The organism is Shimia sp. R10_1 (assembly GCF_017744095.1).
Lineage (GTDB): Bacteria > Pseudomonadota > Alphaproteobacteria > Rhodobacterales > Rhodobacteraceae > Shimia.
In genome coordinates, this window is sequence record NZ_JAGHQX010000009.1 from 37,893 (window position 1) to 53,367 (window position 15,475).

Consider the following 15,475-nt stretch of genomic DNA (forward strand, 5'->3'; position numbering starts at 1 on the left):
ACCTTTCGTTCGCAGAATGTTCTGTGTGTATTGGTAAAAGGTATTTTGGTATGCCAGAAAACGAGCCGCAGGCGTCGGTCAATCAGGTTATTGGCACGACTGGCGACGACTCCCTCACCACCGGCGCGGGCGTGGACAAGCTCAACGGTCACGCAGGAGATGACACCCTCACATCAGGCGCGGGCAATGACCTCGCCGCGGGGGATATGGTCGGCAATGAATGGATATTTGTCGATGGGCGCTGGGTCTATAACCCTGACGCCATCGTCTCTAATGGGGACGCCGCTGATCGCAGCTACAATGACGTGATTTCAACCGGCGCGGGCGACGATGTGGTCCTGGGCAACGGAGGGGAGGACGTGCTCTCCTCCGGCGCGGGGGATGACACGGTGAACGCGGGCACCGGGGATGACACGGTGGACGGCGGCGCGGGGGATGATCTGCTCAATCTGGAAGACGGCCATGATGTGGCTGCGGGGGGCATGGGCGCTGATACAATCAACGCCGGCGGCGGGCATGACCTTGTTTTTGGCGATTTGGAAAACAACAATCTTTTAAATGGCGCAGGCGGCGGGGCCGCAACACTCAGCCAGATGGCCGCGCAAGGCGGCTGGGCACTCAGCGATGTCGCAGGCGAAACCGCGCTCTCCCAAGAGGTCGCGACCGAAGCTGGTGAGACCTACACCATCAGCTTTGAAATGGCCGCCAATCTGGCTGGCGGTGCGGCCTGTGGCAAGGTCGAGGTGCTGTGGAATGGCGAGGTGGTCGGCACTGTGGAGGCCACATCCGGCGTGTTTGAAACCCATAGCTTTGAGGTCACCGGGACGGGCGACGCGGGTGGGCTCACGCTGCGCGAACTCGCCCCGCCGGATGTCACGCCCAGCATCAACATGGACGGGCCGATCAGTTTTTACAGCAAAGAGGTTGCTGTGAATGGCGAAAACGTGGAGGTTCATGCCTTTGCGCCCGGACAGTCAAAACTGTTTCAGATGATTGACGGGCAGCTCAACGTGTTTGACCCGGAGACCGAACAATATGAGGTGGCGGGCGATCCTACGGGGCTGCGCATCAATGCAATCGGCTTCAACACCGAAGATGATCTGATCTACGGCATCGCCAAGGCCAATGGCGTGGACGCATTGGGAAACCCGGTGTCGGTGCGCGATCTGGTGATGGTGGATGCCGAAGGTTATGCCTATCGCGTGGGGGAAACCCCTGTGGCCGATTACGTGGGCGATTTTGACAGCGAGGGCAACCTCTGGACGTTTCAATCCAGCCTGAACCGTGTCACAAAAATCGACGTAGACACACTGGATGCGCATGGCAACCCACAGGTGATCAACTACGATCTTCCGGATGGCCTGTTCCGTGGGCGCACATACGACGTGGCTTACAATGCTGAGGACGGCGCTTTTTACGCGGTGGAATCCCCCGGACGCAATGGGTCTGCAGGCGCGGTGCACCGCATTGACATGTCAGATGTGCCCAATGGCGGCAGCCCTCAGATCAGCTCTGTCCCGATCACCGCCACTCTTTATGACGACAGCATGAGCGCGGGCATGCCCAAAGGCGCCTATGGTGCGGTCTTCATGGATGGCGAAGGCAATCTGTATTTCGGGCTGAACAACGGCGACCATGATCTGGACGGCAGCACCGGGGCCAACGGCGGCATCTATCGTGTCGAGGTCGATTGGAACGCAGGCACTGCCTATTCCGAGTTCATGGCAGAAGCGCAAAGCACGGGCAGCAATGATGGCGCCGTAGATCCCCGCGCGCCCGACCCCTTCGCCCCCGTCGATACCGAAAGCACTGTCCTGATACGCGAACCGGCGATCCTCAGCGACCAGGGCGGCAATGACGACCTGCGCGGAGGCGATGGCAACGACACGATGTTTGGAGGCGGAGGCGATGACAAGCTGCACGGCGGCAGCGACAATGACGCCCTGCATGGTGAGGCCGGCAACGACCGTATCATGGGCGGCGATGGAGATGATCTTGCCACCGGCGGCGCAGGCAACGACAGTCTCACCATGGGGGACGGTGCCGACACCGCCGAAGGCGGCGCAGGGCGTGACTACCTGCATGGCGAACATGGCGCTGACAGTCTGACGGGCGGCGATGGCGACGACAAACTGGTCGGCGGGACAGGTGCAGACACAATTGCCGGCGGCGCAGGCAATGATCACCTCTGGGGCGGCAATTGGTGGAAAGACGGTGATGCGGACACCTTTGTTGGATCGGCAGGCGGCGGCCGGGACATGATACACGACTTTGAAGTGGACCATGATGTGATCGATCTCTCCAGCTATGGCATCGAGTTTGCCGACCTGCAGGCCCATATCCAGGATCAGGGCTGGGCCACCGTGATTGATCTGTCGGCACTGACAGGTGGGGCCAGCAATGACAGGCTCATCCTGAAATCTGTGGATCCGGACGATCTGGACGAAACAAACTTCTTGCTCTGATCCGATCATGCAAACCTCGCCACTCACGCAACTAAAACGGTTGCTACCCCCGCTCATCGGGTTGAGCGCGCTGTCCAATCTCGCCGTGTTGATCAGCCCGATCTTCATGATGCAGGTTCTGGACCGCGTCATCCCTACTGAAAATCTGCATACACTTGTCCTACTGCTGGTGGTTGCGGTGGGGGCCTTTCTTTTGCAAGCCATTGTGGATGGGTTGCGAGATGTCACATTGCAATATAGCGCACGTTGGAGCGAAACCCTCTGCCTCCCTGAGATCCTGTCAGCCACACCAGAGCGGCGTCAGACATTGATCGCATCGCTTGCGACGCTGAAAAACAGCTTGCTCGGCGCCACCGCAGTTGCGGCATTGACGATGCCATGGCTGCCGCTGTTTGTGGCAGTGCTTTGGCTCATACATCCTTTGTTTGTCGCGCTTGCCTGTGCCTTGTTTGCGGTGACCGCAGCCCTGCGGATCATCACCTCTGGAGTGCTGGCGCCACAGCAGTCAGAACTGAACCAGACCGTTGAAGCGGAAAGCCATGCGCAGCGTGATGCGCAAACCACGCATGCGTTGCGCGGACTGGATACGCTGAGCCGCAACCTTATGTCCAAGCTGACACAGGCGATGGCCAAACGCGCGACAGTCGAAGATCAAATGACCCCTATGTCCGCCGCCAGCACAGCAGCGCAGAGTTTGCTACGCAACATGGCGCAGCTGCTCGGCCTCAGCCTAGGGGCAGGCTTGGTGGTGAACGGATCCCTGAGCGCTGGCGGCATGATCGCGGCCAGTCTGATCCTCATGAAAACAGTAAACAGCTTTGAAACCGCTCTCGCGGCGCTGCCTGACATGCGCGCGGCACTGGCGGCCTATCAAGATCTGCGTGACATACCAAATGCCCCATCGCGTGACGGCACGACCATCGACACCCTTTCTGGCGCGCTGCGCTGTGAGGGCCTGATCGCGCCCCGTGGTGCAGGCGCCCCACCCAGACTGGACAGGATCAGCTTCCAATTGTCCGCCGGCCAGTGCCTTGCGATCATCGGCCCTTCCGGCAGTGGCAAAACCACATTGCTGGATGCGCTGAGCGGTGCGCACCCCTGCCCCATTGGGGCAGTCTGGTTTGACGAAACAGAGGTCAAAACGCTCTCCGTTGCCAGCCACGCCAAACAGATTGGATTTTTGCCACAACAGGCACAGCTGTTTCACGGCACGCTCGCACAGAACATTGCGTCTTTCGATCTGGATCTCTGCGACGCGGATGTCATAGCCGCGGCAAAAACCGCAGGGGTTCATGGGCTCATATCCGCCCTGCCTCACTCTTATGACACCGATATCGGCGCCATGCCGCATCTGCTGTCCGCCGGGCAAAAACAACGTGTGGCCTTGGCGCGTGCGATCTATCACCGCCCGCGTTATCTTTTTCTTGATGAGCCCAACGCGCTTTTGGATGCGGCCGGAGAGCGACAACTCTGCGCCGCGCTGGCGCGGCTGAAAAGTGAGGGGACCACGGTGGTTATGGTGCTGCATCGCTCCGGCCTGATGGGGCTGGCAGATCAGATCCTGTCTCTCGAAAATGGTCGCATGGCCGATTTTGGGACCCGTGGTGAGGTGCTTGGCCGCATGAGCAGCGGCCGACGGCGCATCGAGCTGCCACTGCGCGCAACCAGTTTGCAGGATCTGACCGATTGGGTGAGCGCGCAATTCACACGTGCCTCTGATGCGGCACTGTCAAAACGCGCGGAATTGGTGGCCACAGAGCTCTTCGCGCTGGCGCATGCAAGCGGGGCCTCTGACGCGGCACGCACGGCGGTGTTCCTGTTTCGCTTCCTCTCAGAGCAAAGCTGCGAACTCACTGTCACGGAAGCAGGCCATACTGCTGCCGACACCAAAATGCGCAAGGTGGCGGACCTGTTGCGCCGCCCTGACGCAAACATCGCTGAGCTGCCAAGCGACGAAGCCGCCCTCGCTGTGCTATCGCAAATGAGTGACCGCTTGGACATACAAAATCAGGAAGGACAGTCGGTCTATCGGGCGGCGATTTCAACACGTACGATCGCATTGCAAGGGGTGGCACGACATTGAGCCCCGCTGTGATCTCTCATCCATTGGCGCAAGACCGCAGGCTGCCGCCTCATGTGCTGCGCCCGCTGCACATTGGGTTTGCCTGTATTGTTGCGGGTGTGACCCTGTTTGTTCTTTGGGCCGCACTTGCCCCGCTTTCGACATCCATCCCAACCCAGGGCCATCTCAATGCCAGTCGCCCCAGTTTTGATGTGCAGCATCCCTACGGCGGAAAGATCGCGGAGATTCACATTCGTGAACATGCCACCGTTACCGAAGGCGCCCTGCTGATCACTTTGGATGTGACACAGGAACAGGCCGAACGCGCCGCCTTGCAGCGCGCGCTGACCCAAATGATGGAGGAACGGGCCGCCATACGCGCAGCCGTTGCGGGGCAGCTGTTTGACATGCAGGGCATAGATGCGCTGCGCGATCCCGCACAAATGGCCATCAGACGCATGCAAAATATGGAAAAAGCGATGCGGCTGCGCGCGCGCATGAGCTCCGCACAAAAACAAGCACTTGAGGAGCGCGCAGCCTTTCTGGCCCGCAGCATTTCGCAGCGCGAAGCCCAACAGCGGTCTATGATGGCCCGCAAAGCACGCTATGAGGGGCTGCGCGCGCAAGGTGCCTTTCGGGCGGCCGACATCGACGCCCTGAGCGAAGATATTCTGGAACTGGACTCCGCCTTGGAACGGGACCGGGCGGAACGGGCGTCCCTGCGCAATCAAGCGCTGCAGGCAGAGATGCAGGCCACACGCGAACAGGTCGAACATCGCCAGAAACTGCTGGATCGCCTTGCGCAACTGGAAGAAGCGATACCGCGGCTGCAGCGCCAGGTGCTCGGCCTGTCAGCACGCATCGACCAAGCAGACATTCGCGCGCCGGAAGCAGGTATTGTGGCCTCCCTTTTCTATGACACCGCCGCAATGGTTGTGGCACGTGGGGATACGGTTTTGACGTTGTCTCGCCCTACCGAGCGGCATCAAGTCTCTTTTATCGCAAACCCGCAGGTGATCGATCAATTGCACGTGGGCATGCCCGGCCAGCTTACGGTCGCAGCACTGCCGCAACGCAGCCACCCTCGGGTCAGCGCGACGATCACCTCTCTGTCACCAGAAGCCCGGCGCAATAGTGACGGGGCGGTGGTGGGCTATGACGGCGTGGCAGAGATCGATGCAGAGGACCATGCCGCACTGCTGGCACAGCTGGGCGATGATGCAACGCTGACCACGGATATGCCTGTAAGCGTGGTTTTTGCCGGTCGTCAGACCACCTTCGGCGCCTATTTGGTGGGGCCGTTTTGGGGCTTTTTGGAAAAAGCAATGCAGGACTGAAACCGGCGACCCAATGCGCGTGACACCAACCAAGGCAGCCAGTCCACTCAAGATACCCTTGGCAAATCTGCGATGTAGATCAAGCTGATCTGGCGCTTAGGGAAAATGCCCAAGCCGATCCTCGGCGCGCCAGTTGGTTTGGCGGGAGCGATCACGGGGCAAGCAAAGCCGGTTGTGCGCGAGCCCGCTTGAGCGCCCCGAACATAGGCAGGCCGCACCCGAATAGCTCGGCAGACAGAAACAGGCTCCCGGCGCGGCACCTACCCTTTGATCCTCAGGACGCGGCGCGTCGTCACCGGGCGCTGAAACGTCAGAGACTGACAAAACCACCTCCATTTTCCCCTCGGTTGCGTGCTTGTTTGCGCAGAGCAATGCAGATAGCTCTTGGCGCATGAAGCTGTTTTTACGCCTTGCGAACCTCTCTTTGTTGCTATTGTTCCCAATCGCATGGTTTGCGCCATTGATGCGCGCTGGCCTGTTGCCGATTTTTGGACTGAGTGAGATTTCCATTGTGTCTGGTTTACAATCGCTCTGGGACAGCGACGTGGCGCTCGCGCTGCTGGTGACTTTTCTGGCGATTTTTGCGCCTTATGTGAAAGTCATCGGTGTCGCGCTGATCCAGTTTGGGCTGCTGAGGCGCAAGGTGCTGCCGGTGCTTGAATTCTTGGGCAAGCTGGCGATGGGCGATGTGTTTTTGATCGCCCTATACATTGTGATCGCCAAAGGCGCGGGACATGTCACCGTCTATACCGGCTGGGGGCTTTATCTGTTTACCGGATGCATTTTGGTGTCACTGGCGATTAGCTATTTGACCCGCAAGCGGTCGTGATCCAAAACGTCCCCATGGCAAAAAGCAAAACCCAATTTACATGTTCGGCCTGTGGCGCGGTCTCGACCAAATGGTCGGGGCGCTGTGAGGCCTGCGGCGAATGGAACACCATCGTTGAGGAAGCGCCTTTTGGGGCAGGCCCCGCTGGCAGCGCGCTTGGCAATGCCAAAGGGCGGCGGATGGAACTGTCTGATCTGGCCACCAAAGAAACCCCTCCGCCGCGCACCATAAGCGGCGTGAAAGAACTCGACCGGGTGCTGGGTGGCGGGCTGGTGCCCGCAAGCGCCTTGTTGGTTGGGGGCGATCCGGGGATCGGCAAATCCACGCTGTTGTTGCAGGCCGCCGCGCGGTTTGCGCGCCAAGGTGTGAAAACCATCTATGTGAGCGGTGAAGAAGCCAGCGCACAGGTGCGCATGCGCGCCCAAAGACTGGGGCTGACCGAAAGCCCGGTGTTATTGGCTGCCGAAACCAATCTGCGCGATATTCTGACCACGCTGGAGGCAGAGCGGCCGCAGCTTGCCATCATTGACTCCATTCAAACCATGTGGAGCGACACCGTGGGCAGTGCGCCCGGCTCTGTCAGTCAGGTACGCGCCGCAGCCCATGAGTTGACGGCCTTTGCCAAACGCAAAGGCATGGCAATCATTCTGGTGGGTCATGTCACCAAAGAAGGCCAGATCGCAGGACCTCGCGTGGTCGAACATATGGTCGATACCGTGCTTTATTTTGAGGGCGAACGCGGCCACCAGTTCCGCATTCTGCGGGCGGTGAAAAACCGCTTTGGCCCGGCTGACGAAATTGGCGTGTTTGAGATGACCGGACGCGGCCTAGTGGAAGTGGGCAATCCTAGCGCGCTGTTTCTGTCAGATCGCGGCCAGCCCACGCCCGGCAGCGTGGTGTTTGCCGGCATCGAGGGCACGCGCCCTGTGTTGACAGAACTGCAGGCGCTGGTGGCCCCGTCGCCGCACAGCCAGTCGCGCCGCACGGTTGTGGGCTGGGACAGCGGGCGGCTTGCGATGATTCTTGCCGTGCTTGAAGCGCGCTGCGGCATCCCCTTTGCAGGGCTCGATGTGTACCTGAACGTGGCAGGCGGCATGAAAATCGCCGAACCTGCCGCCGATCTGGCCGTGGCCTGCGCTCTGGTTTCTGCGCGTGAAGACAGCGCCTTACCCGCTGACACGGTGGTTTTTGGCGAAATCAGCCTCTCTGGCGCGCTGCGCGCGGTCAGTCAGACGGAAAATAGGTTGAAAGAAGCCCAAAAACTTGGTTTCTCATCTGCAATCGCTCCGAAGGGCGGCAAATCCAATCCGGTGGACGGCATCAAGCTGAACCGGATCGGGGATTTGGCGAGTTTTGTTGGCGAAGTTTTCGGAGCGGGCTGAGGGCATCTGAGGCACGCGCACATAAATACGCCGCAAGGCAGGTTGGCCCACAGATTGCGTCATCCAAAAGGGACAGGAATACATGGAAGGTTTCACCATCATCGATGCCGTTGTGGCAGGCATCATTGTTATCTCGGCGCTGCTGGCCTACAGCCGCGGCGTTGTGCGGGAAACCATGGCCATTGCGGGCTGGGTTGCCGCTGCTGTGCTGGCCTTCATGTTTGCCGGGTCTTTACAGCCGCTGGTCAAAGAGGTGCCCGTGCTGGGCGAATACCTCGCCGACAGCTGTGAATTGTCGATCATCGCTGCCTTTGCAGCTGTGTTTGCACTCTCGTTGGTTGTTGTATCGTTGTTCACCCCGCTGTTTTCCTCGATCATTCAGCGCTCTGCACTTGGCGGGCTCGACCAAGGGATGGGCTTCATCTTTGGTGTGCTGCGCGGCATTTTGTTGGTGGCGATTGCCTTCTTTGTCTATGAAACCGTGATCACCAGCCAGTCGATTGCGATGGTGGATGACAGCCGGTCTGCCGAAGTGTTCAGCCGCATCACACGCCAGATTGACGACCGCGACCCGCAGGACGCATTGGGCTGGATCACAGCGCAATATGAACAGCTGGTCGGCGTCTGCGAAGGCTAAGCCGCACTTTAGAAGTTTTCAGAGCCCGCACCACATGGTTGCGGGCTTTTTTCTGGGCGAAATTTTTACCCAATTCAGATTTTTAAACGCCGCTCTCTACTGGCTCTTGTTTGCGAAACCAACGGCGGCTAACGTTCGGAGAAACAAGCTATTTTCGAGCCGTTTATGCGCCTTTGGATCGCCATCACCACTGTCACACTCGCGGTATGCGCGACTCTTGTAGCACTGCTGTTGCTGCCGCCCAAAACACTCACACTGGCGGCAGGTGCGCGTGGCGGCGCCTATGCGCTTATGGCGGAGCGCTACCGGGATATTTTGGCGCGCGACGGGATCACGCTGGAGATCCTCTATACCAATGGATCCGTTGATAATGCAGAACTTTTGGCGCTTGAGGCTGTGGATGCCGCGTTTCTGCAGGCCGGGATTTCTGTGCCCCCAGGCAAAGCGGAGGCCATTGGTGGTATCTTTTATGAGCCTATGATCTTCCTTGTACGAGAAGGTCATCAACTGCCGTTAAACCCCGCGCTCTGGCAAGGGCTTCAGATTTCGCGGGGCAAGATAGGCTCTGGCACCGCAGCGGCATTTTCGGATTTTCGCGCCGCAGTCGGCCTGCCAGAAGAGGCCAACAAGGAATTGGATCTGGGCGCGGCGCAGTCGATTTTTGCGTTGCAGGCAGGCGGGATCGACATGGCTTTTCTGGTGAGCAGCATTGAGGCGCCCTATCTTGCGCAGGCGTTCAGCACTGACGACATCAGCCTTTTGCCGCTGTCTTACGTCAAAGCGATTGCGCGGCATATGGACTACGCAGATATCGTGGACATCCCGATTGGGGCGATCTCTCTGGATCCGGTGCAGCCAATGGAAACCCAACAGCTTCTGGCGCTGAAGGCGCAAATGGCGATCGATCCGGCGCTTCACCCGGCGCTGGTGAACCGCCTGACCATGGCCGCCAAAGAACTGCATGCGGGGCGCGATATTCTTTCTGATCGAGGCACCTTTCCCTCCGCCGAAGGCATTGGCATGCCAGAAAACAATGTCGCGCGGCAGCTGATCCAGAACGGGCCGTCCACTTGGCACAATCTGTTGCCCTATTGGATGGCGGCTCAGGTGAACCGGCTTTTGCTGTTGATTTTGCCCATTCTATTGGTGCTGTTGCCTTTGCTGCGGATCGTGCCTGCGGTTTATGCGTATTTTCGTGGCTGGCAGGTGTGGAAACACTATGGCCAGATCCGAGAGATCGAAGCGAAGGTGAGCGAAACGTCGAGCGCCAAGCAGCTCAGGAAGCTCTCAAATGCTCTGGACGCGCTGGATCAGAAAATCTCCCAGTTGCGGCTGCCGCCAGCCTATCGACAAACAGCCTACCACGCGCGACTGCACATTGATCTGGTGCGAAGCCGCATTGCTGAACTGACATCGAAAGCCAAATAAGCCCGCGTTCGCGCACGGCGCTGGAAAAGTGGGAATTGCGCAGCATTTTTAACCGCTTGATCAACTTTACCCTAGGGGCTGCGGATTCTGGCACTTGGAATGTGATCCTTTCGTGACATGCCCCCCCAGAGCGCTTAAGACAGGGCCAGCACGAAACAGGGATTCGGAGCCACCTCTGTGGTCATTGGGCTGACACATACCCGACACGCAACCGCGCCTCGCGGGACGTGGATTTGCATCCCAACCTATGCGCATTGCGCCGACCGTGCACACCCACCGACCTTTGCCAAGCACAGAGCCTCTGCGCAACAAAGGTGCCTGACCACCCAATCTAGCCAAGCCTAGTCCGAAAATAGGAGCACTGCACGTGTGCGGAATTCTGGGGATCGCAAATCGCAATGACGACGTTTTTGCGGAGATTTATGACGGTCTGCTGATGTTGCAGCATCGGGGGCAGGACGCCTCAGGTGTGGTGACCTACACCGGCGGATTTTTCCGAGAGCGCAAGGCCAACGGGCTGGTGAAAGACGTGTTTCAGGCCAGCGATGCGGAAACGCTGACCGGCCGTGTGGGCATGGGCCATGTGCGCTATCCGACCGCTGGCAGCCTGAGCGCAGCGGAGGCGCAGCCGTTTTTTGTGAATGCCCCTTATGGCATTTATCTGGTGCACAATGGCAATATCACCAACACAGATGCGCAGCGCGAGAAGGTGACAGGCAAATACAGCCGCCACCTGCGCACCACCAGCGACAGTGAAATTCTGCTGAACGTGCTGGCCGACAAAGTGGCTGATGCGATCAAGGTGAACGGCAGCGCGGATGCGATCCGCAATATCTTTGCCGGTGTCAAAATGACCATGGAGCGCGTGCAGGGGGCCTATTCGGTGATCTGCCTGATCGCGGGTGTTGGCATGCTCGCCTTCCGTGACCCACATGGCATTCGCCCATTGTCGGTGGCCAAGCGTGCGGCTGACGGCGAAGGCGATGACTACGCTTTTGCCAGTGAAGACGTGGCCTTTGGCATCAATGGGTTTGAAAAGCTGCGCGATGTGAAGCCCGGCGAGGCACTGCTGGTGGACCTGGAGGGCAACCTGCATGAGTTCCAGGCGGTGGAAGGCCAGCTGACGCCCTGTATCTTTGAGTATGTTTATCTGGCGCGGCCTGACAGCGTGCTGGACGGTGTGTCCGTCTATCAGGCGCAGATCCGCATGGGCAAAACACTGGCCAAACAGATTGCAGACAGCGGTCTTGAGATTGACGCGGTTATTCCTGTGCCAGACAGTGCCCGCCCCGTGGCACTGGAGGTCAGCAACATCACCGGCGTGCGGTATCGTGAAGCGCTGGTGAAAAACCGCTATGTGGGTCGGACCTTCATCATGCCGGGACAGGAAGAGCGTCAGAAATCCGTGCGGCGCAAGCTGAATGCGATCCCGCGTGAGATGGACGGGCGCAACATTCTGTTGATTGACGACTCCATTGTGCGCGGCAACACCATCAAGAAGATTGTGCAGATGTGCCGCGAAGCAGGCGCGAAAAAGGTCTATATCGCCTCCGCCTCCCCGCCTGTGGCCTATCCGAATGTGTATGGCATCGACATGCCCACCAAACATGAGCTGATTGCCCATGACATGAGCGTGGAGCAGATCCGGGACGAGCTGGGAGCGGATGCGCTGTTTTATCAGAAGCTGGATGATCTGATCTGGGCCGCCAAGGAAGGCAATCCCGAGATCGATCAGTTTGACTGTTCTTGCTTTGACGGCAATTACATCACGGGTGGCGTGACGCCAGAGTACTTGGCCGATCTGGAAAACAGCAGCCGTGTGAGCAAAAAAATCGCGGAGGCCCCGGCCCCTGGCGCAAGCTGGAATGGCGCCACTTTGGCAACCACGCAAAGCTGAGCCCGGTGAACCTGCTTGCGCTTGATAGCCGATGGCGGCGTCTCCATGACCCGGCGTGGATCAGCCCCAAGAGCGGTCGCAGCTTTGGCGGGCTGATCGACATTGGCTATGACCACCCGGATCCATGGCCGCATGGCGATCTGGCTGAGTGCGGGCAAGATGTGCTGGAGGTCGGCGCGGACAAGCTCTCCGCCGACCTGTGCCGCTGTGACGGGATGCGCTTTGTGCGCGCCATGCTGGCGCTGCCGATCAAAGGCAGCGATGAGGCCGTGCAATTTGCCATCTGGGCGCATGTGGATGACGCCGACTTCTACCGGTATCTGGAAGATGCCACCGGCGAAACGCCGGGCTTTGCCGGATGCGCAGCCTGGTTGATGAATGACATCCCCGGATTTGAAAGCGACACCCCTTTTGAAGGGCAGCTGATTCCCGGTGACGCAGATGAGCGGCCGACATTTGAGGCGAATGACGGACCGCTGAAACAGGCGCAGGCAGAGGGGATCTCCTTTGAGGCGTTGCTGGATCTCTACGCTGCAACCGGCAATGATATCCGCGCTGACCTGACCGGCTGAAATCCGCTTATTTTTATGACAAAATCGCGCCCATCGGCGACATTAAGCCCTCATTAACCACGATCCCGATATCCAGCTCTGGCAGTCAATGGAGCGATCTCTATAAGGCCGCCACCACTCACATTATCGGGATAGCCCATGACCTCCAGAACGTCTTCGAAGGTGGCCGGACTGGCCACAGAAACGGGTGTGCTGAAAAAGCGATCTCGCCTCACGCTGATCGGCGTCATGGGATCAAAATCAGCCCCCCGCGCGCTGCTGATGACAGGCAGCGGACGGACCTTGCGCGTGCAACTTGGGGACCGCACGCCCTCTGGCAAGGTGATCGCCATTGATGGCCAAAGCATCGTGCTTCACAGCGGTCAGGGCGCAACACGCCTGTCGATGCCGCGGTAAGACGCAGGATCGCGCGCACGCTGCGACATTGATGCGCCTGCTTGCCTCTTGACCTCATAGCGCAATGGCCGCATTCCAGAGGCATGACAGATACACATGCCTCTCCCGCACCCCAGGACGAAAAAATCGCTTTGATCACGGGGGCCTCCCGCGGTCTTGGTGCCGCTTTTGCTGAAGCGCTGGCACCGGGCTATCATGTTGTCGCTGTTGGGCGCACCACTGGCGCATTGGAAGAGCTGGATGACCGCATCCGCGCCAAGGGCGGACAGGCCACGCTGGCACCAATGGACATCACCAATCAGGACGCAATGGCACAGCTTTGCCGTTCGATCCATGACCGTTGGGGCAAGGTGGATCTTTGGGTGCATACCGCCGCCCACGGCGCGCCACTGACGCCTGCGGATCACATTGATGCCAAAGACTGGCAGAAATCTGTTGCGATCAATCTGGATGCTGTCGGCCGGCTGATCCCCTTTTTGAGCCCGCTGCTGGGCCATAGTGGGCACGCGGTTTTCTTTGACGATCCCCGTGCGGGACAGAAATTCTTTGGCTCTTATGGGGCCACGAAAGGTGCGCAGATCGCGCTCGCCAAAAGTTGGCAGGCGGAAACCGCCGCCATCGGCCCAAAAGTGTCGATCCTGTCGCCCAAAGGCATGCCCACGGGTACGCGCGCACGGTTCTTCCCCGGGGAGGATCGTGACACGCTTGTGCACCCGCGCGAAGAGGCGGCGCGCTTGATCGCAGAGCTAGGTCTCTAAAGGTCCCGCGAAGCGCCGCCAGACTGTGACGGGGTTTCCCCAATGTGACGGGCTTGCACCGCGTCCTACATTGTCGCGCTTGCCCCGCTGTGATCGCTCCACTAGACAGAAGAAAATCAGTGGGGCTTAGGCCTTGTGGCGACAGCAAAACTTGGGGGCAGGCACCATGCGCATTCTCATCACAAATGACGACGGCATCAACGCGCCCGGTTTGGCGGTTCTGGAACAGATTGCCGCCGACCTTGCAGGCGCGGACGGCGAAGTCTGGTGTGTCGCCCCGGCGTTTGAGCAATCCGGCGTGGGCCATTGCATCAGCTACACCCACCCCACGATGATCGCGCAGATGGGCACGCGCCGGTTTGCCGCCGAAGGCAGCCCGGCAGATTGTGTGCTGGCTGGTGTGCATGACGTGATGAAGGACTCGCGTCCTGACCTGATCCTGTCGGGCGTGAACCGGGGCAACAACTCTGCGGAAAACGCGCTTTATTCCGGCACATTAGGGGCTGCCATTGAGGGCGCTTTGCAGGGAATCCCATCCTTTGCGCTATCGCAGTTTTATGGCCCACACAATGCCAATGCAGAGGATCCGTTTGAGGCCGCTGGACGCCATGGTGCGCAGGTCCTGCGCAAGATTCTGGCCACCGAGGTGCCCAATGGATCTGACTATGGGCTGTTTTACAACATCAACTTTCCGCCGGTTTTGGCCGATGACGTGAAGGGCGTGCGGGTTGTTGCCCAAGGGTTGCGTGCTGGCACAAGCTTCTCTGTTGCGCCGCATACCTCGCCATCTGGGCGTCGGTTCCTGTGGGCAAAGGGTGGCAATCAGCAGGTCAAAACCGCCCCAGACACCGATGCGGCGGTCAATCTGGACGGCTATATCAGCGTGACACCCATGCGTGCGGATCTGACCGCACATGATGCGCTGAGCGCTTTGAAAGACATCGAATAATGGACCCGGACGCGCTCGCAGAACGCAAAATGCAATTTCTGTTTGCCCTGCGTTCGCGCGGGGTGACGGAGGCTGCGGTTCTTGGCGCCATGGAAGCCGTGGACCGGGGGCTGTTTGTGCGTGGGCTGTTTGCGGAGCGCGCCTATGAGGACACACCTTTGCCGATTGCCTGTGGGCAGACCATTTCTCAACCCTCGGTGGTGGGATTGATGACGCAGGCGCTGGAGGTCACGCCGCGAGACAAAGTGCTCGAAGTTGGCACCGGCTCTGGCTATCAGGCGGCCATTCTGTCGCAGCTGGCGCGGCGGGTCTATACAGTGGACCGTCACAAGCGTCTGGTGCAAGAGGCCCGGGGTGTTTTTGACACGTTGGGCATCGTCAATATCACCTCTTTGATTGGCGATGGCAGCTTTGGCCTGCCTGATCAGGCGCCGTTTGATCGCATCATCGTCACCGCCGCAGCCGAGGATCCCCCCGGCCCCCTCTTGGCGCAGCTGAAGATCGGCGGTATCATGGTGGTGCCCGTTGGGCAGTCGGATGCGGTTCAAAGTTTGATCCGGGTGCGGCGCACAGAGAGCGGGTTTGACTATGACGAGCTCAGGGCGGTGCGTTTTGTGCCTTTGCTGGAAGGCGTTGCCCGGGAAAACGATTGACTTTTCAGGGCTTTCCTCTTGGCAAAGGGGGCAGCGTCGCCCATTTGGGCACAAGCAGTAAACGGAACCAAAGCGGTCATGGCATCAGACCCCTACTTAAGGGACCGCAT

At 59.4% G+C, this 15,475-nt stretch carries 13 protein-coding genes; all 13 read left to right on the top strand.

Annotation, left to right across the window (positions count from 1 at the left end):
- Positions 1-50 precede the first annotated feature (50 nt).
- The 13 genes from J7413_RS16290 to J7413_RS16350 all read left to right on the top strand — a co-directional run bounded on the left by J7413_RS16290 (position 51) and on the right by J7413_RS16350 (position 15,365).
- On the top strand, positions 51-2,465 hold the full coding sequence (locus tag J7413_RS16290) for a calcium-binding protein (protein WP_209100108.1): 2,415 nt from the start codon (positions 51-53) through the stop codon (positions 2,463-2,465).
- A gap of 7 nt (positions 2,466-2,472) precedes the next feature.
- Positions 2,473-4,548: an ATP-binding cassette domain-containing protein gene (locus tag J7413_RS16295; RefSeq protein ID WP_209100110.1), complete on the top strand. Its 2,076-nt coding sequence runs from the start codon at positions 2,473-2,475 to the stop codon at positions 4,546-4,548.
- A gap of 8 nt (positions 4,549-4,556) precedes the next feature.
- Complete coding sequence (locus tag J7413_RS20760) at positions 4,557-5,864, top strand: HlyD family efflux transporter periplasmic adaptor subunit (protein ID WP_209100112.1); 1,308 nt, start codon at positions 4,557-4,559, stop codon at positions 5,862-5,864.
- Between the two features lie 391 nt (positions 5,865-6,255).
- A complete protein-coding gene (locus J7413_RS16305) occupies positions 6,256-6,693 on the top strand; it encodes a paraquat-inducible protein A (RefSeq protein ID WP_209100115.1) in 438 nt (145 codons plus the stop codon).
- A 14-nt stretch (positions 6,694-6,707) separates the two neighbouring features.
- Positions 6,708-8,075, top strand: a complete 1,368-nt coding sequence (gene radA / locus J7413_RS16310) for a DNA repair protein RadA (protein WP_209100117.1) — start codon at positions 6,708-6,710, stop codon at positions 8,073-8,075.
- Positions 8,076-8,157: 82 nt separating this feature from the next.
- Positions 8,158-8,712, top strand: a complete 555-nt coding sequence (locus J7413_RS16315; protein ID WP_209100119.1) for a CvpA family protein — start codon at positions 8,158-8,160, stop codon at positions 8,710-8,712.
- A gap of 165 nt (positions 8,713-8,877) precedes the next feature.
- Positions 8,878-10,140 (top strand): TAXI family TRAP transporter solute-binding subunit, encoded by a 1,263-nt coding sequence (locus tag J7413_RS16320; protein ID WP_209100120.1) that lies wholly within the window; start codon positions 8,878-8,880, stop codon positions 10,138-10,140.
- 367 nt (positions 10,141-10,507) lie between these two features.
- Positions 10,508-12,037, top strand: a complete 1,530-nt coding sequence (purF, locus tag J7413_RS16325) for an amidophosphoribosyltransferase (RefSeq protein ID WP_209100122.1) — start codon at positions 10,508-10,510, stop codon at positions 12,035-12,037.
- 5 nt (positions 12,038-12,042) lie between these two features.
- On the top strand, positions 12,043-12,609 hold the full coding sequence (locus tag J7413_RS16330; protein ID WP_209100124.1) for a DUF2199 domain-containing protein: 567 nt from the start codon (positions 12,043-12,045) through the stop codon (positions 12,607-12,609).
- A gap of 138 nt (positions 12,610-12,747) precedes the next feature.
- A complete protein-coding gene (locus tag J7413_RS16335) occupies positions 12,748-13,005 on the top strand; it encodes a hypothetical protein (protein ID WP_209100126.1) in 258 nt (85 codons plus the stop codon).
- Positions 13,006-13,088: 83 nt separating this feature from the next.
- Positions 13,089-13,763, top strand: coding sequence for an SDR family oxidoreductase (locus J7413_RS16340; protein ID WP_209100128.1), 675 nt, complete (start codon positions 13,089-13,091; stop codon positions 13,761-13,763).
- A gap of 166 nt (positions 13,764-13,929) precedes the next feature.
- Positions 13,930-14,712, top strand: a complete 783-nt coding sequence (gene surE / locus J7413_RS16345; RefSeq protein WP_209100130.1) for a 5'/3'-nucleotidase SurE — start codon at positions 13,930-13,932, stop codon at positions 14,710-14,712.
- Positions 14,712-15,365, top strand: a complete 654-nt coding sequence (locus tag J7413_RS16350) for a protein-L-isoaspartate(D-aspartate) O-methyltransferase (RefSeq protein WP_209100132.1) — start codon at positions 14,712-14,714, stop codon at positions 15,363-15,365. The genes surE and J7413_RS16350 overlap by 1 nt, the downstream gene beginning before the upstream one ends.
- Positions 15,366-15,475 lie beyond the last annotated feature (110 nt).

What these genes read in the sequence shown, in the direction of transcription:
- J7413_RS16315 (WP_209100119.1), top strand. Translation starts at nt 8,158, where the DNA reads ATGGAAGGTTTCACCATCATCGATGCCGTTGTGGCAGGCATCATTGTT.
- J7413_RS16305 (WP_209100115.1), top strand. Translation starts at nt 6,256, where the DNA reads ATGAAGCTGTTTTTACGCCTTGCGAACCTCTCTTTGTTGCTATTGTTC.
- J7413_RS16295 (WP_209100110.1), top strand. Translation starts at nt 2,473, where the DNA reads ATGCAAACCTCGCCACTCACGCAACTAAAACGGTTGCTACCCCCGCTC.
- J7413_RS16320 (WP_209100120.1), top strand. Translation starts at nt 8,878, where the DNA reads ATGCGCCTTTGGATCGCCATCACCACTGTCACACTCGCGGTATGCGCG.
- radA (WP_209100117.1), top strand. Translation starts at nt 6,708, where the DNA reads ATGGCAAAAAGCAAAACCCAATTTACATGTTCGGCCTGTGGCGCGGTC.
- J7413_RS16350 (WP_209100132.1), top strand. Translation starts at nt 14,712, where the DNA reads ATGGACCCGGACGCGCTCGCAGAACGCAAAATGCAATTTCTGTTTGCC.
- surE (WP_209100130.1), top strand. Translation starts at nt 13,930, where the DNA reads ATGCGCATTCTCATCACAAATGACGACGGCATCAACGCGCCCGGTTTG.
- J7413_RS16335 (WP_209100126.1), top strand. Translation starts at nt 12,748, where the DNA reads ATGACCTCCAGAACGTCTTCGAAGGTGGCCGGACTGGCCACAGAAACG.
- J7413_RS16340 (WP_209100128.1), top strand. Translation starts at nt 13,089, where the DNA reads ATGACAGATACACATGCCTCTCCCGCACCCCAGGACGAAAAAATCGCT.
- J7413_RS16290 (WP_209100108.1), top strand. Translation starts at nt 51, where the DNA reads ATGCCAGAAAACGAGCCGCAGGCGTCGGTCAATCAGGTTATTGGCACG.